The sequence below is a fragment of the Paenibacillus lautus NBRC 15380 genome, from assembly GCF_004000945.1.
GTDB classification, from domain to species: Bacteria; Bacillota; Bacilli; order Paenibacillales; family Paenibacillaceae; genus Paenibacillus_AQ; species Paenibacillus_AQ lautus.
In genome coordinates this window covers 377,723-397,102 of record NZ_BIMF01000001.1, presented here as the reverse complement: position 1 = coordinate 397,102, position 19,380 = coordinate 377,723, and the positions used below count along the sequence as shown (strand labels likewise).

At 53.0% G+C, this 19,380-nt stretch carries 18 protein-coding genes; 17 read left to right on the top strand and 1 reads right to left on the bottom strand.

Translation table 11 applies throughout. The features are described 5' to 3' along the window. Positions 1-356: 356 nt before the first annotated feature. The 6 genes from PLA01S_RS01720 to PLA01S_RS01695 all read left to right on the top strand — a co-directional run bounded on the left by PLA01S_RS01720 (position 357) and on the right by PLA01S_RS01695 (position 6,436). The gene (locus PLA01S_RS01720; RefSeq protein WP_127589772.1) at positions 357-1,394 is read left to right on the top strand and encodes a BMP family protein; all 1,038 of its coding nucleotides are present in this window, start codon (positions 357-359) and stop codon (positions 1,392-1,394) included. 69 nt (positions 1,395-1,463) lie between these two features. Continuing rightward, positions 1,464-2,957, top strand: a complete 1,494-nt coding sequence (locus PLA01S_RS01715; protein WP_127589771.1) for an ABC transporter ATP-binding protein — start codon at positions 1,464-1,466, stop codon at positions 2,955-2,957. Further along, positions 2,957-4,024 carry an ABC transporter permease gene (locus PLA01S_RS01710; protein WP_127589770.1) on the top strand — a complete coding sequence of 356 codons (1,068 nt, stop codon included), beginning with the start codon at positions 2,957-2,959 and terminating at the stop codon, positions 4,022-4,024. Before PLA01S_RS01715 ends, PLA01S_RS01710 begins: the two co-directional genes overlap by 1 nt. After that, the gene (locus PLA01S_RS01705) at positions 4,008-4,931 is read left to right on the top strand and encodes an ABC transporter permease (RefSeq protein ID WP_012819304.1); all 924 of its coding nucleotides are present in this window, start codon (positions 4,008-4,010) and stop codon (positions 4,929-4,931) included. Before PLA01S_RS01710 ends, PLA01S_RS01705 begins: the two co-directional genes overlap by 17 nt. A 97-nt stretch (positions 4,932-5,028) precedes the next feature. Further along, positions 5,029-5,703: a sulfite oxidase-like oxidoreductase gene (locus PLA01S_RS01700; RefSeq protein ID WP_127589769.1), complete on the top strand. Its 675-nt coding sequence runs from the start codon at positions 5,029-5,031 to the stop codon at positions 5,701-5,703. Position 5,704: 1 nt separating this feature from the next. Beyond that, positions 5,705-6,436 (top strand): nucleoside phosphorylase, encoded by a 732-nt coding sequence (locus PLA01S_RS01695; RefSeq protein ID WP_127589768.1) that lies wholly within the window; start codon positions 5,705-5,707, stop codon positions 6,434-6,436. Between the two features lie 122 nt (positions 6,437-6,558). Here PLA01S_RS01695 and PLA01S_RS01690 read toward each other — a convergent pair whose 3' ends face one another. Next, positions 6,559-7,029 (bottom strand): DinB family protein, encoded by a 471-nt coding sequence (locus PLA01S_RS01690; protein ID WP_127589767.1) that lies wholly within the window; start codon positions 7,027-7,029, stop codon positions 6,559-6,561. A gap of 246 nt (positions 7,030-7,275) precedes the next feature. On the opposite strand from PLA01S_RS01690, the gene PLA01S_RS01685 reads away from it, so the two are divergent. From PLA01S_RS01685 to PLA01S_RS01635, 11 genes are all read left to right on the top strand, one after another. Then, positions 7,276-7,794, top strand: coding sequence for a TetR/AcrR family transcriptional regulator (locus PLA01S_RS01685; RefSeq protein ID WP_127589766.1), 519 nt, complete (start codon positions 7,276-7,278; stop codon positions 7,792-7,794). A gap of 133 nt (positions 7,795-7,927) precedes the next feature. After that, positions 7,928-8,923 carry an NAD-dependent epimerase/dehydratase family protein gene (locus PLA01S_RS01680; RefSeq protein ID WP_127590085.1) on the top strand — a complete coding sequence of 332 codons (996 nt, stop codon included), beginning with the start codon at positions 7,928-7,930 and terminating at the stop codon, positions 8,921-8,923. A gap of 487 nt (positions 8,924-9,410) precedes the next feature. Further along, positions 9,411-9,878 (top strand): RNA polymerase sigma factor, encoded by a 468-nt coding sequence (locus PLA01S_RS01675; protein WP_127589765.1) that lies wholly within the window; start codon positions 9,411-9,413, stop codon positions 9,876-9,878. Continuing rightward, positions 9,875-11,083: a hypothetical protein gene (locus PLA01S_RS01670; protein ID WP_127589764.1), complete on the top strand. Its 1,209-nt coding sequence runs from the start codon at positions 9,875-9,877 to the stop codon at positions 11,081-11,083. Before PLA01S_RS01675 ends, PLA01S_RS01670 begins: the two co-directional genes overlap by 4 nt. 20 nt (positions 11,084-11,103) lie before the next feature. Next, on the top strand, positions 11,104-11,301 hold the full coding sequence (locus PLA01S_RS01665; RefSeq protein ID WP_076322834.1) for a hypothetical protein: 198 nt from the start codon (positions 11,104-11,106) through the stop codon (positions 11,299-11,301). Positions 11,302-11,469: 168 nt separating this feature from the next. Further along, positions 11,470-12,069: a TetR/AcrR family transcriptional regulator gene (locus PLA01S_RS01660; protein WP_127589763.1), complete on the top strand. Its 600-nt coding sequence runs from the start codon at positions 11,470-11,472 to the stop codon at positions 12,067-12,069. Further along, complete coding sequence (locus tag PLA01S_RS01655) at positions 12,062-12,754, top strand: YqeB family protein (protein ID WP_127589762.1); 693 nt, start codon at positions 12,062-12,064, stop codon at positions 12,752-12,754. The genes PLA01S_RS01660 and PLA01S_RS01655 overlap by 8 nt, the downstream gene beginning before the upstream one ends. Positions 12,755-13,137: 383 nt before the next feature. Further along, a complete protein-coding gene (locus PLA01S_RS01650; protein ID WP_127589761.1) occupies positions 13,138-14,844 on the top strand; it encodes an amylo-alpha-1,6-glucosidase in 1,707 nt (568 codons plus the stop codon). A gap of 211 nt (positions 14,845-15,055) precedes the next feature. Then, the gene (locus PLA01S_RS01645) at positions 15,056-16,801 is read left to right on the top strand and encodes a cache domain-containing sensor histidine kinase (RefSeq protein WP_127589760.1); all 1,746 of its coding nucleotides are present in this window, start codon (positions 15,056-15,058) and stop codon (positions 16,799-16,801) included. Beyond that, positions 16,779-17,954, top strand: coding sequence for a response regulator transcription factor (locus PLA01S_RS01640; protein ID WP_127589759.1), 1,176 nt, complete (start codon positions 16,779-16,781; stop codon positions 17,952-17,954). The genes PLA01S_RS01645 and PLA01S_RS01640 overlap by 23 nt, the downstream gene beginning before the upstream one ends. Before the next feature lie 141 nt (positions 17,955-18,095). Then, positions 18,096-19,373 carry an ABC transporter substrate-binding protein gene (locus PLA01S_RS01635; protein WP_127589758.1) on the top strand — a complete coding sequence of 426 codons (1,278 nt, stop codon included), beginning with the start codon at positions 18,096-18,098 and terminating at the stop codon, positions 19,371-19,373. The last annotated feature ends 7 nt before the right edge of the window (positions 19,374-19,380 follow it).

Here is a 19,380-nt window from a genome sequence, read left to right as displayed (position 1 = left end):
CTGGGTTTATCGAGGCAGGTTCGAGGAACCTTTCCATATGTTGCTTCATCTAAATAGAGATGATACATGAAGGATGCCATTAGGCATCCTTTTTGTAGGAGTGAAAGTATATAGGTTTGGATGCGTTTTCATCCTGATTCATGTCGAAAGCGTTTGCTCAAATGTTGGCAAATTCCGAACATTATCGACATTTGGATAAGGTAATGTTCTGTGATATCTGCAGTTTTCCACCAAATTTTTGCTAAAAAACACATTAAACTACATAAAACGCTAAAATTTTTGTTTTGACATCTGCTTGTCTATACCATAGGATAATAGTATAAAAAAGTGCTCATCTAGGAGGATAAGGTCAGGAAATGAAAAAGACATGGTCAATTCTATTAACACTCGTATTATCCGTTGGATTGCTTGCAGGTTGCGGCAATGATGATAAGTCTACTGACAGTGGTGCAGCTAATGGCGGTTCAGATGGATCTCAAGATAAGAAACGCATTGCACTTGTTCTCCCTGAGAAGATCGGCGTGAATCCTTTCTTTGCATTGATGGACGAAGGATTGCAGAAGGCTGCTGCCGATTTCAATGTTGAAGTGAAAACGATTGAATCGACAGACCCGGCTTCGATTGAGCAAAACCTGCGTACGGCGGTTGCCGAAAAATATGATTTGATCATCACATCCACCTTCCAGATGGAAGATGCATTGAAGAAGGTTGCACCGGAGAATCCGGACGTGCCTTTTGCCATTATCGATACGGTCGTGGATTTGCCGAATGTCCGCAGCGTCGGATTCCGCGAGCATGAAGCTGCTTACCTGCTTGGAGCGGCTGCCGGATTGGCAACCAAGACGAACAAGGTCGGTAACGTTGTGGCAAACGACATTCCGATTATGCACAAATACATGACCGGCTTTGAGGAAGGCGCGAAATCGGTCAATCCGAATATTGAAATTTTCGTTAACTTCGTTGGCGGATTCGACGACCCGGCTAAGGCGAAGGAGCTTGCGCTTCTGCAGAACTCCAAAGGTGCGGATTTCGTAGCGGGTATGTCCGCTGTAGGCGATCTGGGCGTGTTCGAAGCAGCGAAAGAGAAAGGCTTCTTCACTTCCGGACAAGATACGGACAACACGGAGCCGGAGCATGTGGTGCTTGCACAATTGAAAGGGACAGACGCTGTTGTATATGAAACGGTTAAAGATTTTGCAGAGGGCAAATATACTTTCGATATTCGTGACTACGGCTTGAAAGAAGGCGCTGTAGGTCTCACTTACGTTACGCATGAGAGCAAAACACCGCTTAACCCATTCATTGGACAAGACATCGTGGATCAGCTTAAGGTGATTTCCGACGATATTATCGCCGGAAAGATTAAAGTAACGAACGCATTGGAACAAAATTAGTTCTCACCTGGACCGGCTGCACATGAGCAGTCGGTCTTTCATTCAGAAGCGAAAGGAAGGCATGACTCGATGCTACTCCAAATGGACAATATTACGAAAAAGTATGGCGAGTTTAGCGCAAACCGCGGCATTGATTTTTCGCTGCGCGCGGGTGAGGTTCATGCGATTGTCGGGGAGAATGGTGCAGGCAAAACAACGCTGATGCGGATATTGTACGGGATGGAGCAGCCAACCTCGGGTACGATTCGGCTGAATGGCAAGGAGGTTTCGTTTGCAAGCCCGCTTGACGCAATTCAAGGCGGCATCGGCATGGTGCATCAGCACTTCATGCTGTTTCCTACGTTTACAATCGCTGAGAATATCGTAATCGGCAATGAGCCGGGATCAGGTGCCAGGTTTGACCGCAAGCAAGCCGTGAAGATTGTTGAGGGTCTTTGTGATCAATACGGCATGAAGGTGGATCCCCGTGCCATCGTAAGCAGCAGCGCACCAGGCGTGCAGCAGCGGGTTGAAATATTGAAGGTGCTGTATCAGGGCGCCGAAATTATTATATTGGATGAGCCGACGGGCGTGCTGACGCCGCTTGAGGTGCAGGAGCTCCTGGATGCCATTAAACAGCTCTCCAAACAGGGAAAGAGCTTTATCCTGATCAGTCATAAGCTGAACGAGGTTCTTGACGTGGCCGATCGCATCACGGTGCTCCGTGACGGTGCCGTCACGGGCGTGGTGGAGAAGGGAAACACCGATGCCCATCAGCTTTCCCGTCTCATGGTCGGCCGCGAGCTGATAGAACTGGACCGCAAGCCGATCACGCCGGGTGAGAAGGTGCTGGAAGTATCGGACGTTTCCATCCGCGGAACGAAAGGAAAGCCGGTTCTGGACGGCGTAAACCTGGAAGTGCGGGCAGGCGAGGTTGTCGGGATTGCCGGTATTTCAGGCAACGGGCAATCCGAACTGCTGCAGGTGATCTCCGGTCTGGCTCAGCCGGACAGCGGCCGGATTGCCGTTTCGGGCAAGGACGTAACCGGCATGTCGACAAGGGAAATACGGGAGCACGGATTAGCCCATATTCCGGAGGATCGCTATGTATGGGGTGCTAATCGAACGGCAACCGTGATGGACACCGGGCTTATGGGGCACCACCGCCGCTTGCAGAAGGGCGGCTTCCTTAATCTGAAGGACATTCGTTCACTGGTTTCCGGATGGGTTCAGAAGTTCTCGATCAAGACCGGATCTCTGGAGACAAGCACGCAGTATTTATCTGGCGGCAATCTGCAGAAGCTGATCGTCGCACGGGAACTGGAGCAGGGAACCCCGTTCCTGATCGCTGCCGAACCGACGCGGGGCGTCGACATCGGAGCCATGGAGACAATCCATGGCGAGCTGCTCAAGCGGCGTGAAGAGGGGACGGGAATTCTGCTGGTATCGTCTGAATTAACAGAAATTTTGAAGCTGTCCGACCGGGTTCTGGTTATGTTTGAAGGCCGAATCGCGGGCGAGCTGTCGGCGAAGGAAGCGACAGAAGAGAAGTTGGGACTGCTGATGGCGGGAGGAGCCTTGTAATGAATAAATGGACAAAATTTACGCTTCCGCTGCTCCAGCCGATTGCCGCCATCATTGTTGGGCTGCTTGCCGGAGCCATCGCGATCATGATTGCCGGCGGCGATATCCTGCAGACTTATGCGGAGATGTGGAAGGGTGCCTTCGGCGGCATGTATTTCTTTACGAATACGCTGTCCCGGGCGACCCCGATCATTCTGATCGGTCTGGGCGCGGCGTTTGCTTTTCGGGCAGGTTTCTTTAACCTTGGCGCTGAAGGTCAGATGGTGTTTGGCGCGCTTTCTGCCGCATTGGTCGGATTGTATATGCCGGGCCCCGGCTGGCTGGTGTGCATCGCTGCCATCCTTGCAGGTGTGATTGCGGGTGGATTATGGTCGGTGATGGCCGGATATTTTGATGCCCGGTTCCGGGTGAACCTGCTGATCTCCACGCTGCTCTTGAATTATGTGGCTGTTTTGTTTGCGGGTTATCTGGTCGCCTATCCGCTGAAGGACCGCTCGGGCTCCGCTGCGATGGCGCAATCCGAAATGCTCGATAACAGCGTCTGGCTGCCGAAGCTGATCTCCGGCATGCCGCTGCATGTAGGCTTTGTGCTCGCGGTGCTGGCCGCGTTGATTATATTCGTGCTGTTGAAACGCTCCGTGATCGGTTACGAGGTACGGATGCTTGGCGGCAATCCGCTGTTTGCCCTGTTTGGCGGCGTTAAGCGCGGTCCGATGATGCTTGGTGCGATGTTCTTCAGCGGGGGCTTGGCCGGACTTGGCGGGGCCGTTGAAATTCTGGGCTCCCAGTATCGTTATATCGATGGTGCATTATCTACGGCCGACTATGCCTGGACGGGCATCATGGCTGCATTGTTGGCAGGATCGCATCCGATCGGTACGCTGATTGCATCGATCTTTTTGGCCGCGCTGCAGACAGGCGGTATGGGCGTGGAACGAAATACGGAAGTGCCGCTTGAGGTAGGAGCGATCATCCAAGCCGTGCTGATTCTGTTTATTTCCGCCCGATTCACTTACAGCTTCCTGAAGCGCAGAAAGGGGAACAAATCCGATGGAACAGCTGTTTGATCTTGCCTTAATCAACTCGGCCCTCCGCGTGCTCACTCCGATCTTGCTTGCGGCCCTCGGCGGTGCCCTGTGTTCGCGCGTCGGATTGTTCAACGTCGGTTTGGAAGGCTTTATGCTGCTGGGTGCTTTTTCCGCCGTGGTGGGGAACCACTTCTTCGGCAACGTCTTTTATGCGATTTTGTTCGCGATTGCGATCGTTTCGATTTTCTCTTTTATCTTTGCGTATCTCAGCATTAATCTGCAGGCGAACGTCATTGTGGTCGGTATCGCGATGAATGCGTTGGCGGCCGGATTGACCACGTTTAGCTTACGGGCTATTTTTGATGTAAAAGGTGCATTTTATGACAATACGATGGTCGGGCTGCCAAAATGGAACATTCCGATTATCGAGGATATTCCGGTGATCGGTCCGATACTGGCGGGTCTGACGCCGCTTGTCTATCTGTCGTTTTTGATTGCGGGCCTCATGTGGTATTATTTCTATCGCACGAAGAACGGCTTCCGGTTCCTGGCTGCCGGCGAGAACCCGCTCGCAGCCAAAAGCGTGGGCATCCGTGTGAGACGGTACCAGTATGGAGCCGTGCTGGCGAGCGGCGTGTTATGTGCGCTTGCTGGCGCGCAGCTGTCGCTTGGACAGGTGACGATGTTTACGGAAGGCATGACGGCCGGACGCGGCTTTATCGCGCTCGTAGCGACGATGCTGGGCCAATCGGGTCCGCTTGGGGTAACGGCGGCAAGCCTGCTGTTCGGCTTTATGGATGCGCTCAGCATCCGGTTCCAGGGGCTGGCGCTGCCTACGCATTTCACGCAGATGCTGCCTTATGTCGTGACGATTCTGGCGATGTTCTTCTTTAAGGATAAAAGCTTCCAGCAGGACGCGCTGAAGCAGGGATCCAGCTCCAGATAGGCGCGTATGCCGCGCCGCGACAACCTGTGATGTGATTGAAGTCATCCAGACGATAGGCGGATGCGAAAGCCGACAAAGCATAAAGGAGATGAACTTGGTGCACAAAAAAGCAGAACGATTGAAGAAAATGAAGCCGGTGGCGGTGGGCAACCTGACCGAGGAGCAGCGTGCCAAGCTGCCGCCGGGGCAGACGCTGACCGAGAAATTCCCGATTTTGCATGAAGGGGAGGTTCCTCATTACGACATGTCGGAATGGACCCTCAAGGTATTCGGCGAAGTCGAAGAGGAACGGACGTTTACCTATGAAGATCTTATGGCGATGCCAACGGTAACCGTGAACACTGACATTCACTGCGTCACGCGCTGGTCCAAGTTCGATACGGTATGGGAGGGCATCCTGTTTCGGGATTTCATAGCGGAGCTGGGGATCAAGCCTGATGCCAAATACGTCATGTTTCATGCCGATCCCGATTATGACACGAATGTACCGATCGAGGATTTGCTCAAGGATAACGTGCTGCTGGCCTATCGTTTCAACGGCGAGCCGCTGACGGACAAGCATGGCTGGCCGCTTCGCACGGTTGTGCCGCACCGCTATTTCTGGAAGAGCGCCAAGTGGCTGCGCGGCATCGAGTTTATGAAGGAAGACCGCCCGGGCTTCTGGGAACGAAACGGCTTCCATAACGAAGCGGACCCGTTCAAGGAAGAGCGGTTTAGCGGCGAAGCGCTGGATATACCCGAAGACGAATGGACACGTAAGGAGTTTGACTAATATGTTGATGCCTATTTTGCAAGTGAACTCAGAGGATATACCTGAATTTGTGATCGTCTGCGGCGATCCGAAACGTGCGGAGACGATTTCCCGCAAGCTCGCAGATGCGCGCGAACTCGCATTCAGCCGCGAGTACCGCACCTTCGTGGGGACGTATGAAGGCGTTGAGCTTGCGGTAACCAGCCACGGGGTTGGATGCCCAGGAGCGGCGGTTTGCTTCGAGGAGCTGATCCGCGCGGGGGCGAAGACATTGATTCGCGTGGGCACTGCCGGGTCTTATCGGGCGGACACCCCTGCGGGGAGCCTTGTCGTCAGCACCGCGGCGATCCGTACGGACGGGCTGACGAAGCAGCTGGTGCCGGACGGTTTTCCGGCGGTTGCGGACAGCCAGGTGGCGGAGACGTTGTACGAATCCGCGCTTGCGATTGGTGAAGGCGTGGTGCGCAAGGGGATTACCGTAACTCTGGACGTGTTCTTTAACGGTGTTGAGGAAGTGCCGCACCAGAAATATAAAGCAGCGGGCGCGCTCGGCGTCGAGATGGAAATTGCGGCGCTGTACGTCGTTGCGGCGATCCGTGGCGTTCGCGCTGGCGCGATTGTGGCGATGGACGGCTTTGCCGACGCCGATCTCGCGGCAGAGTACGACCCGAACACGAATGTGGTCGCCGACGCGGTGGAACGCGAGATTAACACGGCCTTGCAGGCTGTGGTGAAACTGGCGAAGCAGGGTTAGTAAGGGCAAGAAAGCCGGATTTCCTGAGAGCAAGCTGCAGGAAATCCGGCTTTTTTGTTTTAGTATGATGAATCTGGGGAAGTATTAGAGACTTGCAGCAGCAACTCCAGCAGTACCTATCGTTATTGCTTTGGCGGCTGGACCGTGAAGAAGGGAACCTTTTCGATTCCGACAGCCCGCACGTAAGTGAATAATTGCCCTTTATGGTGGATTTCGTGATCGACCATGTTGCCCAGCCACACTTTTCCTGGGACAACGAACCCGTTAAATTCCAGCGGCTGCTCGAGCTGGCTGTCGGACAATTCAGCAAAAACCGCCGTAGACGATTCGGTTGAAGCTTGCACGATATTTCTAATGTCATCGATGGTTTCGAACTGGGTGGAAATCGAAGGCGGAGAGAATGAGCCTTTTGCAATGGAGCGCAGGAACATATCCGAGGACGCCGCAATATGAACAGCTAATACGCCCAAGGTATAGGCATTATCCCACGGTTTATAATCCAAATGCTCGTTCTGTACGTCCTGCAGCAGTTGAAGCAAGACCGTACGGTGTCTATGCCATCGTTCGAATTGCTGTTGACCTTCATGACTCATGATTCATCCTCCTTGATCAATTGCAGAATAAGTCTTTAATATGCAACCGCCTTATTCGCGGTTCATAAAACAGTTCGATAGGAATTAGCGAATTCCTTCCCTATGCGCAAGCTTATAGCCAGATGTTGAATTCGATAAATTTGGAAAAAAAGTAGTTGCAAAAAGAAAGCGGAGCGTATATACTGAGTTCAATTAGTAATTGGTCAATCAATAAACAAATAAAAGGAGTGAAAGGAGGGTGGTAGAATGGCCAGAGCGTCAACCTCTGCGAATCGACGGAATGATATCGTGGCGGCAGCAATCGAAGTGTTTGCAGAGATCGGATATTATCGCGCGACCACGGCTCAGGTAGCCGGACGGGCAGCGATATCCCAGCCTTACGTCTATCGGTTCTTTACCAAGGAGTCGCTGCTCGTAGAATCGCTGGCTGTTTCCTGGGAGCGCATCGTGAAGGCATTTCAAGCGGTGATTGAATCCGCTTCTCCAGAGAATCTGGAGTTGGGTTTGATTCAGGCATACGAAGGAATTGTGCAATCGCATCGCAGCGAGATCCTGCTCCAGATGCAGGCCCAGACGATTCAGGAAGCGCCCATTCGCGAAGCGATGCAGCAGGGAATGAATGATGTGAAGAATCTCGTGGAGAATGCCTTTGTGCGAGCGGGGTTTGAGGATGCCGATAAGAAAACCTCCGATTTTCTGGCCCGGGGCATGCTGTGCAATGTAGCCATGGCGATGGAAATGCCGAATATGATGCCCATCAGATAGAGAATGCCCAGCGCGCTTTGAAGTGCCACACCGCGTACCGCAAAGGTAGTGCGCGGTGGAAGAAGGGCATTTTTTTAAAAAGTAATTGTAATTGATCAATCAATAATAAAATAAAATTAAGGAGAGATTGATGATGAAAAAAGCGATTGTTTTGGGTGCAACAGGTGGCGTAGGAGCCCCATTGACCGTGGAGCTCGTAAAGCGTGGGGTCCAGACGGTGGCCTTCGGCCGCTCTAAGCAGAAGCTCAACGAGCTGGCTGAGCAGCTGGGCCATTCTCCTCTGCTTACGTTAGAAATTGGGGATGCTTTTAAACCGGAGGATATCCGAAGAGCCGGGGCAGGAGCTGACGTTATATTTCACAGTGCAAACATTCCCTATAACGAGATGGAGTCCAGGCTGCTGCCGCTGGGTGAATCGGTCATGACAGCAGCAGAGAAGCTGGGTGCAAAGGTTGTCGTCGTCGATGGAATCTATCCTTATGGCAGACGCTTAATGGAAAAGGCAACGGAGGATCATCCCAAAAAACCGCATACCCGTAAGGGCAAAGTAAGATTGGCCTACGAGCAATTGATATTCTCGTCGCGCTGGCATAAGGCGAAGCCTCTTATCGTACGGCTTCCCGACTATTATGGGCCTTCCGCGCAGGCATCTTATCTATCCGTCACGATGGAAGCCATTGCGGCAGGCAAGCCAACCGCTTTCATCGGCAATATGAGCGTTCCCCGCGAGTACGTGTATTTGCCGGATGCCGCCCGGATGATTGTGGAGATTGCAACCAGAGAGGAGTCCTATGGGCAGAACTGGCATATCCCCGGACCGGGCGTGATTTCAGGCCATGAGCTGGTGCGGATTGCGCAGCAGGCTGCCGGAAAGCGCAAGGCCGTGATGCCGCTGGGGCGAATCGGGCTTTCCTTGATCGGGTTATTCAATCCGGTGATGAAAGAGGTGGTTGAGATGCTGTATTTGACCGAGGAGCCGCTGGTGCTGAGCGGTGAAAAATATGAACGCTTGATAGGCCCGATTCAATGGACACCGCATGAGCAGGCGATTACGGCAACGATGAGGAGTTTAATGGGCAAACGAGCTCGGGAAGCAGAAGACGCAAAGCGTGGTGCAGCCACGATATAACGATGCGATGCAGAAGTATTTTTACGAAAACAAGTAATAATTGATTAATCAATAAATAAACAAATGATATCTTACTCGTCGAGTGATTGACTATTTAAAGGAGGTGAATCCAATGGCTAAACTTCAGCTTAAATTTATGGACGGTTTCTTGGTAGCGGTTATGCTGGTATGTGTGCTTAGCTGGTGGGATTGAGCGATCAGGGAAGATGAATCATCAGGTTAAATGAAAACAATAAGGAGGATGTAAGTATGAAGGAAGAGATACGTTCGGTTTGGTTTTTCAGGCACTCGATCTTGCTCGGCATCACAGCCACTCTGCTGGTACTGTTCTCCATGTGGGATTAATTATAGGTAAACACGCTGACTGCATAGACGGTTGGCGTGTTTTTTTATGGGCTCGAAAAAAATTTCGAGAATATCCATCAGTTTCATTTGCCCAAACGTTATATTAACAGAAAAGACAAAACGAAAAGTGAGAGGTTGGCTAATGCAAGTATGTGATCTCTATGAAAATCTGAAGGACGATGTCCAGCGTTATGCCAGATCCATTGCCAAGCATGCTTATGAAGCGGATGATCTGGTCCAGGATGCCTTTATGAAGGCCATCAAAGAGCCGAACCTGGCAGCTCTGCCCCTTCACAAACAAAAGGCCTGGTTCTTCAGAGTCGTCAAAAATCGCATGATCGATATTAGCCGCCGGGAGAAGCGGCTCGTATCGTGGGAGGATGATCTGGACGTCGCCGAGCTCCCCGTTTCAAGCCGCAATATTGAAATGACGGAATGGCTTGCCCGTTTGCCGCAATCGCAGAGCGATATCGTGTTTAAGCGCTTTTGGCTCGGGATGTCCAGCCAGGAAATCGGTGAGCAGCTGGGCATGCCGGCAGCCACGGTTCGTTACAAATTGCAAACCGCCATTAAAAAATTGAGAAAACTATGGGAGGAAGATATGAAATGAGCAGAGTCATTGAGAATGTAGGGATGTTGGATCTTACGCAGGCCACGGAGGAAACCGTAACAAGCATCGAACGGATCGGAAACGTGGGCCTTGTGATATACCGGGCAGAGACGGCACACCTCCTCACGCTGTTGAAAAACGCAGGCAATATCGGCAAGACGATTGAAATCCCCGAGGGACACCGTTATTACAGCGGCACGCTGCGGCTGGACGAGGAATATTTTCAGCTCTTGGAGCAGCCGGACCGCGTATTCGTTAACGGCACGGTCATTATCGATAAAAAAGTATCCCTTGAAGCCTTCCAAAACAGCACACTGCATCTGGTGGTCAACGGCGAGATCTATGCTCCCCGGCATCTGGCCGCTGCCGTTACCTCAGCACTCCTCAAAGTGGGAGGAGCCAGCGCGGAGATTCACGCTTACGAATACGAACCCAGGTTCGAGTCCGGGAAGGTACAGTTGAACAACGCGTACCTGGCCTCCAGCAACGAGCCCATGAACCTGGTCTTGAACGGCATGGTTCATCTGGATAAGGAGCTGGATATGGAGCAGTTCAACGCCCGGATTGACAGCCTCCAAGTTAACGGCAAGGTGATTATCCATGAACATCAATCCCCTTATTTCTACGATAAACTGAAAACGATAAATGGCCTGGTCGAGGTGATCCCGGCAGGATTCGAATATGTAACCAAACCGTTAAGGCTAAACGGAAGAACCGTTCGGCGCTTTAAAGGACATAAGCTCTACACAAATAAGCCGCTCATTATCGAGGCGGACGTGACCCGAGACGCCTTCAGCCAGGCCGTGTCGGAGATACAGTCAACTTCCTTTATCATTTGCAGCGAGGAGATCGAGGATCTGGTCTGGGAGCGCTGCCCCAACCTAAATACGGAGATCGTAAGTTATGAGCGGCTGTTTGTGTTCATCAACGGCGAGGAGACCTGGTCGAGGGATCAGCTGCTGGCTTTGGAACAGCCGGCAAGCTTCATTGTTGACGGGACGCTGACCTTGGACGATGACGTGACTGAGGAAGATATTAAGGCTTCGGTGTCCTCCCTGGATCTTTTCGGCGAAGTTGTTGTAGGGGAAAAAAGAATTAAAGGCATTTTATACCCTTACCTTCAGGCAAACAATGGAAGTATTATAGTGAAGGGGACGGAAGAAGAGCTTGCAGGTATTGGTAATGTCGGAATGTTGTCGCTATAAAAGAAATGAGGAATGAAACCATGAATATCAATAATGAAGATATTGCCAAACAGCATGTTCGCGATCTCCGTCAGGAATTGGAACGATGCCGGATGGCAACGAAATTGCGCTCTAAACGCAATCAAGCGGCCAACACCGCAACGACTGCACGTACAGTCGATGGAAAGTGGAAGTCGCTGCTTAATACCATCATCATGATGGGAAGAAGAATGCTCTAATCGGTTGAGCCGGTTATGGCACCAAACGAAATTATACGAATCGTCGATGCGATAAGCGTCGGCGATTTTTAGTTTTTTGACTACCGATAGTTAAAAAATATTGACACCTGTCATCAACTAGCCTAAAATTCTACCTATCGGTAGGTAAAAAAAGGAGCGGATGACATCGTGAAAAAGAAAGATTTAACCTCGCAGCAAATCGTCGAGGCCGCCATCGGATTGTTTGCATCCCATGGCATCGACAAGACCAGCCTGGCGATGATTGCCGGCGAAGTTGGCATTACGAAACCGTCGATCTATTATCATTTTGCATCCAAGGATGAACTGGTGGAGCGGGTCTTTGAATACATGTTCAGCGATTATCGTTTCGATCATTATTTCTCCCTGACCGGGATGAATGAGCATAACTTCGCAGAGCAGCTGTACGAGGGCGGGCTGCGCATGTTTCCGGAGGAAGAAGAGGCATTTGTGCCGGTGATGCGCCTATTGAACGAGTTCATGCTGACCGCAAACCGGAATGCCAACTACGGCCAGCGGGTAGCTGCCATGCAGCAATCGTTCCTGGACGGCTTTCGGGAGCTGATGCGGTTAGGAGCAGGCTTCGGAATTATCGATCGGCAGCATGCAGATGCCAAGGCCTATGTTCTGGCTCTGGTCATTGATAATATTACGAGTTATATCATGATGGATATTCCGCTGGACTATCAAACCGTCTGGAAAGAAGCGGTGAACAGCGTTCTCAGGAAAGGAGCGGATACCATTGAATAATGGGATGGAATACAGTGACATTGGATTGTCCGCGTCTGACCGGATCCTAGTTTGGGCGGTGCCGCCATTATTAGGCGCGGTGATCGGCTGGTTTATACCTGCTATTGCGGATTGGGCAGCGGGCCTGGCTTGGGTGCCTTTTCAAGGGCCCTTGGAGTTAATCGCATCCATACAAGGACCGTGGGTTGTCATCGTGACCGCAGTTCTAGGTCTGCTCGCGGGTATGATACTCTCCCATGTCGCCATCAAAGAAAGTCTTGCCGTACGCCTGTCCGACAAGGAGATCACGCTCCGCATTCATGAAGTCGACCATACGTTTGCGAGAGAAGAGGTGTCGGCCGTTTTTCTGGACGGCAAGCAGCTGGTGCTGCTGGGCAACGAGGGGCAGGAGCTCTATCGGGAGAAACCCGAAGCCAAACGGGATGCCGTGGCCGAAGCCTTTAAACGGCACGGATACTCTTGGAGAGACCGCGATCCGTTCGCCGATCATTACGTCAGATGGGTTGCCGATTCGCCGGAATTGACGCCCAGCATGAACGCGCTCTTCCTGGCACGAGAGAAGGCGATGGAGAACGATGATCAAGAGGATGCAGCCGATCTCCGCCAGGAATTATCGAAGCTGGGAATTACGGTGCGGGATGACGGAAAAAAACAGTATTGGCGGCAGCACGGGCAGAGGCCATAGCGGCCAAAGTAGCTATAGCAGGCAAAGCCATCATCGCGGCATAAAGGCTCACTGAATACCAGATGCACATAATCCCGCCTGAACGACAAGCGGTTCATTCAGATGGCAGTGGTCGCCAGCTATAGCACCAGATGATCACCATCGTAATCCATAAGCCGTGCCCACCGCCGATGCCGCGATCATCGGCGGTTTTTTATTGGATCTTCACAACGCTATTCGTTGCCATGACATTTACCCCCCCTCTCATCGAACAAAATGACACCTCCCTCGCTCAAGCGAGCCTGCGGCAAACAATATCCCTCTTATGGCAAGACATCCGGCAGTCCTCTCTTCCCATGAGAAGTTTTACAATGAAAGCGATACCTCAGCGAAGGAGTTGTCTTATGAATTTTGATCTGAATATCGTACCTTTCAGCCGAAGAGAGTCCTTCTTGGCCATTTCCCTCCTGCCCGCGGCAAAGGACCGCAGACAAGGACTTTACCTGCGCACCGTCCGCGGAGGGGATGACAAGTTTGGCGAGGCGTTTCTGATAGAGCTGCTAAACCGGCAGAGCGAGCCGGTTCCGTTCGAACCTATTGCATCACCCGACAAAATCAGGCTAACGGCCGCCGATTCGGAGGGCCATGCGGACATTTGTTTATCGGACTCCCGGACCGTCCGATTCCGCTCGGAAGGCTGCGGCATACGGCTTACCTTTTTTCCGGCAGCGTACGACTACGCCTATGAGACCCATCCGGACAGCTGGGAAGTGAACAGCTTCACGCATGGCTGCCGCTTCATGCTGACCCGGCTTGCAGGCCATATGGGCATGGAGGTCGAATGGAACGAGATCAAGAGCTCGCGGGTAACCGCCGACTTTTCCGTGGAGCCTGCAACCAATTGTGCGGAATTTGCGGTTGAAGAATTCATTAAGTTCTTGAAGCCGCGCGACGAATGGGAGTCCTTCGACGATGCGGTTGAAAGCGTCCGTGAAGATTACGGGCATTGGCTGAACAACACCCTCACCGTCTCTGAACGGTGGCAGGAAGCAAGGGAACTCGCCGCCTATATAACCTGGTCCTGCGTGGTTCCGGCCGAAGGCTGCCTGACCCGCCCAGCCATGTATATGTCCAAGAACTGGATGACCAACATCTGGAGCTGGGACAACTGCTTTAACGCAATGGCCCTCGTGCGGCATAATCCCAAGCTGGCCTGGGATCAGTTCATGATCTTTTTTGACCGGCAGGATGAGAGCGGCCTGATTCCGGACTTCGTGAACGATAAATACGAGCTTTGGAATTGCAACAAACCGCCGATTCACGGCTGGACGCTGGCCTGGATGATGCGTCGGACCGATTTCATCAAGGAGACCCAGCTGCGCGAGGTCTATGGCCCATTGTCCAAATGGACGGAGTGGTGGTTCACGCATCGGGACCATGACGGCGACGGCATTCCCCAGTATAACCACGGCAACGATTCAGGCTGGGACAACAGCACGGCGTTCAATAACGGCATTCCCGTCGAGAGTCCCGACCTTGCCGCCTATCTGATTATTCAGATGGAGACGCTGGCCGAAATCGCGGGTTTGCTGGGCCTGACCGAGGAGTCGAGTCAATGGAGACAGAGAGCGGACGATACGCTGGAGCGTTTGATTCGGCACTTCTGGAAGGATGGCCGGTTCACGGCCTGCCGTTCGGGAACGCATGAGGTGTCCGAGGGAGACAGCTTGCTGTTGTTCGTTCCGATTCTGCTGGGAAGACGCTTACCCGAGTTTATCCGCACGGCCCTACTGGAAGGGCTTCGGGATGAAAGCCGATTCCTGACGAGCAACGGCTGGGCTACCGAGAGCGTAAGCAGCCCATATTACAAGCCGGACGGATATTGGCGCGGGCCGATCTGGGCCCCTTCGACGATGCTGCTGGTCGAAGGGGTGGCCGCAGCCGGCGATCATGAGCTGGCCACGGAGATTGCGGAGCGGTACTGCCGGATGGTCAGTCTCAGCGGCATGGCCGAAAATTTTGATGCCCTGACAGGAGCGGGGCTTCGCGATCGGGCGTTCACCTGGACCTCCAGCGTATTTTTGATTCTTGGACATGAATACACCCTATAACGATGACGGACAAACACTTCTTCCCGGGCTTTTTGCCTTGCGGGGGAGGTGCTTTTTCCGTTTCCTCTCATTTTCCAGTTGCCGCCTAATTACAAGCCCTTTGTTCGGGTTTATAATGAAAGCGGTATCACCGACGGAATGACGGTCCTGCCGCATGGCGAACGAGTGGACGAAAGTTTCACGATACGATACGACAACGGGGAGAGTAACCATGAATCTTCAGGGGATTAAAGATCGTGTGGGCCGGCTGTTCACCGGCACCTATCACAGTATACGAACCAAGCTGCTTACCTGTTTTTTAATCGTCACCCTGATTCCGCTGTTCTCGCTTGGCGGACTTTCTTATGTACAATCCGCTAAAGTGATTAACTCCCAGTTCGGCAAATACGGCGATAATGCCGTAGCGCAGCTGGAGCAGCAGACCCGTTCGGTATTGGGGCGGATGAAGCAGACGGCGGAAACGATTTATTCCTATTTACTGGACCCAAGCCATTCGGGAATTGGAAGCGGGACGCCGTCCACCTACGGCGACATTATGGAGAAGAACGATTTCGAATCGTTGTTGAAGTCCCTGCGGACTCAGCTGACGGCCGGGATCTACATTATTACGACCTCCGGCTATTACTATGGGGAGAACAATCTGGATGTGAATAAACTCGGCAATATCCCGATGTGGAACACGAGGCCGAAGACATATGCCGGGACTTATTGGCTCGGTTTTTATAAACAGGATCATTCCATCAAGAGCAGCGATAACGATAACGTGCCGGTCATCGGGCTCGCCGTACCGATCCACCACCCGGACAAGGCTCAGGACGGCAGTGTCATCCTGATTGAGGAGAACGCCGAGGAGCTGCTGCGCAGTTATGCCAAGTTCGAGGCGGATACGCACGCCCATCTGCTTATTACTTCGCCGGACGGCACGGTCGTATATGAGACGGACGCTTCGTATACGCCCCATGACAACGATGTGACCTGGACCCGGGCGATCGATGTCAACCAATGGACCATGGAAGCCAGAATTCCCGCCAAGGCGTTCTATCAATCCTCGGGCGTTATTCGGGCGAATACGATGGTTGTTGCCATCGTCTCCTGCCTGCTCGCTTTTGGCATCGCCTATCTGTTCTCCTCCCGGTTCACCTCACGAATCCGGACCTTGAAGGACTCGATGCAGAAGGTGAGCTTTGGCAAGCTGGATACCCGTACGCCGATCGAGGGCAGGGATGAACTGGGCAGCCTCGATATGAGTTTTAACCGGATGGTAACGGGGGTGCAGACCCTGATTGGCGAAGTGGAGCAGAGCGAGCGGCTGAAAAAAGAGGCTGAACTGCGCGCATTCCATTATCAGATCAATCCCCATCTGCTGTTCAATACACTCAATTCCATCCAGTGGAAGGCCAGGCTGGAAGGCGCGGAGGACATTCGCCAGATGCTGTACCATCTGACGATGGTGCTGGAAGGGAATTTGAATATCTCGCAGGAGCTCGTTACGCTGAACAGGGAGCTGCGCATGATCGGTCACTTTCTGAAAATCCAGGAGATCAGGTACGGCAAGGTGTTCCGTTATGAGCTGGATTGCGATGAGGCGCTCATGCCTTATTTGATTCCACGAATGACACTTCAGCCGCTGTTTGAAAACATTTTTTTCCATGCCTTCACCGATGGTCAAGGAGAAATACATGTCAAGGTCGAGGAGGATCATGACGAGCTGGTGCTTACGCTTCGCGATAACGGAGCCGGCATCAAGGAGGAGAAACTGACGCAGTTATTCTCGCCGGAGATGAAGCGGAAGGGTCGCGGCGGGCTTGGCGTGCGTAACGCCGACCAGAAATTCAAGCTGCATTTTGGCCCGCTCTATGGACTGAAGGTGCATTCGGTTAAGGGAGAAGGAACAACGATCACCATACGTTGGCCGAAAAAGGAGGAATCTTTCGATGATGAAAGCAGGGAACATTAAGGTGATGATTGCCGACGATGAGAGCATTGTGCGCAAGGGACTCCGCTCCACGGTGCCGTGGGATCGGTTCGGGATGGAGGTTGTGGCGGACAGCCCCAACGGTCAGGCGGCCTGGGAGGCTTTTCTGGAGTTTCGACCGCAGGTCGTCATTACGGATATCGTCATGCCGGAGATGGATGGGATCGAGCTGTCGCGGAAGGTGAAGGAAATCGCGCCGGAAACCCGGATCATTCTGCTCAGCTGCCACCGGGATTTCGAATATGCCCAAGAGGGGATGCGGCTCGGCGCTTCGGGATATCTGCTGAAAACCGCCTTCGAGGACGAAGAGCTTGAAGCGATGCTGGGAAAATTCCAGCGTGAGCTGTCCGATACGCCCGCCTATGGGTACGAGTTGGAAGAACAGGTATCCGCCCATCTGTTTGCTTGGCTTAACGGCCATAGCGACCGTTTCCCTGGAGAGCTCTGTAAGCTCTGCGCCCAAGGGGGGCAGGGGGAGGGCAAGCCCATCTCTTTGTATCTGATCAAGACGGCGGGCTGCAGCGGCAATTGGGAGGGCTTGCTGCAGGAGCAGGGCTCCGAAGAGCCGGGATTGCCCTTCAGCAAGCTGGTGCCGTACGGCGCCGACAGCTGCTATTGGGCCGTACCGGAGAAATATAAGGAAGCGGCGGACGGCCTGCTGGTGGAGATCAAAAGCCGCTGCGGGAAGCTAACATGGAATTGGCGGGGAGGTCTTCAAGACTCGGAGGATGTGCAGAAAGCCTTTCGATCCTTGCACAAGGAAGCCGAGCTGGAACGGGTGTACGGTCTGAGCGGGGAGCATTGGCCGGAGCCGATCCTGCATGCGGTTCATCTGCTGCACGAACATCCCGCGGACGAGTGGTCGGCAGCGGAGCTGGCCCAGAAGGTGGGGCTGAGCCGCAGCCATTTTTCGATCCTGTTCAAGAAAACGGTTGGCGACAGCTTCATCGCGTTCCAATATAAACGCAAGCTCCGCCTCGCTTATGGCCTGCTCCGTGAAACCTCCTTAACGATGCAGGAGATCGCCGAGAAGACGGGGCTCGGAGACAGCAAATATTTCAGCAAATGGTTCAAGCGCTGCACGGGTCAGACGCCAAGTCAATACCGTGCCGAACAAAAAGGCGAATCATTGTAAACAAATGAACACCCGGGGGCGCAAGTTCGAACAAAAATACGATCATCTGCGAATCAGCGCACGTTTTGAACCGCTTTCATTCGAGTTATGATGAAAGCGGTTCAATTCATATCAACTCAATACTTTAGGGGAGCTGACAATATGAAAAAGAAAATGTCATGGATCGCATTGGTTTCGGTTTTGACGTTAATGGGATCCTTGCTGGCCGCATGCGGCGGCAGCGGCGGGACCGGGACATCGAAGGAGCCGGACGGCAATTCATCGGGCGCGGCGACGACGCTTCGCTTCGCTACCTGGGATACGGGAGATGCGCTGAAAATCGAGCAGGAGATCGCCAAGAAGTTCGAGGAATCGCATCCCGGAACCAAGGTGCAGGTGGAGGCTTATGCCGACGGATTCGATCAGAAGCTGGCCGCAGGTTTTGGCGCAGCCAATCCGCCGGACGTGATGTACATGTGGGATTTTCCGACGTATCACCAGTCCCTGGAGCCGCTGGATTCCTACGCGTCCAAGGACGAGGACTTGAACATCGATGATTTTTACCAAGGATTGTTCAACTACGGCAAGATCGAGAATCAGCTGTACGGAATCCCTGCGGGCTTTACGACGCGGGTGGTGTACTACAACAAGAAGATGTTCGACGATGCGGGCATTGCCTACCCGAGCGATGGATGGACCTGGAGCGAGTTCCAGGAAATCGCCCAGAGGCTGACGGATAAATCCAAGAAGCAGTACGGCTTCGGCGTTCGGGCCGAGAACGATACGTATGACCTTCAAGGGTTCGTATGGAGCAACGGCGGTTCCTTCATCTCGGAGGACGGCACAACGATTGAAGGTTACATGAACAGCAAGGAAACGGCGGAAGCCATTCAGATGCTGGGCGATATGCTGAAGAACGGCTCGGCGGTCCTGACCGGAGGCAAAGGGCAGCAGAGTGGGGAGGATATTTTCAAAGCCGGCAAAATTGCCATGTGGGAGAGCGGCATCTGGCCGCTGGAATCCTTCAGGGAAGCCGGAATCGATGTGGGCACGGTGGAGATGCCAGCCTTCGAGGGCAAGCCTGTGAAAGGCGTATTGGCCGAATCCGCGCTGTCCATAGCGAAGGATTCCAAGAACAAGGACCTGGCGTGGGAGTTCATCAAGTTTTACGTATCGGATGAAGCGATCAAAATGCGTGTGGCCGACCTACCGGTTCGGGTCAGCGTGGTCAACGAGCTGAAGAAGGACCAGGATCCGCTCTACAAGCCGTATTACACGATGCTGGAGCGTTCGGACAATACGCCGGCCTTCCTGCTGAATCCGAAATGGAACGAAGTAAACCGCCAGCTCTCGGCAGCCGTGGAATCCGTCATGTTTGGCAGCGATGCCCAGGAGGTTCTGAACCAGGCGGTGAAGGATAGCGAACGCTATTTGAAATAATCGAAGA

Coding starts and splice junctions, on each gene's coding strand:
- PLA01S_RS01720 (WP_127589772.1), top strand. CDS start 357: ATGAAAAAGACATGGTCAATTCTATTAACACTCGTATTATCCGTTGGA.
- PLA01S_RS01715 (WP_127589771.1), top strand. CDS start 1,464: ATGCTACTCCAAATGGACAATATTACGAAAAAGTATGGCGAGTTTAGC.
- PLA01S_RS01710 (WP_127589770.1), top strand. CDS start 2,957: ATGAATAAATGGACAAAATTTACGCTTCCGCTGCTCCAGCCGATTGCC.
- PLA01S_RS01705 (WP_012819304.1), top strand. CDS start 4,008: ATGGAACAGCTGTTTGATCTTGCCTTAATCAACTCGGCCCTCCGCGTG.
- PLA01S_RS01695 (WP_127589768.1), top strand. CDS start 5,705: ATGTTGATGCCTATTTTGCAAGTGAACTCAGAGGATATACCTGAATTT.
- PLA01S_RS01690 (WP_127589767.1), bottom strand. CDS start 7,029: ATGAGTCATGAAGGTCAACAGCAATTCGAACGATGGCATAGACACCGT.
- PLA01S_RS01685 (WP_127589766.1), top strand. CDS start 7,276: ATGGCCAGAGCGTCAACCTCTGCGAATCGACGGAATGATATCGTGGCG.
- PLA01S_RS01680 (WP_127590085.1), top strand. CDS start 7,928: ATGAAAAAAGCGATTGTTTTGGGTGCAACAGGTGGCGTAGGAGCCCCA.
- PLA01S_RS01675 (WP_127589765.1), top strand. CDS start 9,411: ATGCAAGTATGTGATCTCTATGAAAATCTGAAGGACGATGTCCAGCGT.
- PLA01S_RS01670 (WP_127589764.1), top strand. CDS start 9,875: ATGAGCAGAGTCATTGAGAATGTAGGGATGTTGGATCTTACGCAGGCC.
- PLA01S_RS01665 (WP_076322834.1), top strand. CDS start 11,104: ATGAATATCAATAATGAAGATATTGCCAAACAGCATGTTCGCGATCTC.
- PLA01S_RS01650 (WP_127589761.1), top strand. CDS start 13,138: ATGAATTTTGATCTGAATATCGTACCTTTCAGCCGAAGAGAGTCCTTC.
- PLA01S_RS01645 (WP_127589760.1), top strand. CDS start 15,056: ATGAATCTTCAGGGGATTAAAGATCGTGTGGGCCGGCTGTTCACCGGC.
- PLA01S_RS01640 (WP_127589759.1), top strand. CDS start 16,779: ATGATGAAAGCAGGGAACATTAAGGTGATGATTGCCGACGATGAGAGC.
- PLA01S_RS01635 (WP_127589758.1), top strand. CDS start 18,096: ATGAAAAAGAAAATGTCATGGATCGCATTGGTTTCGGTTTTGACGTTA.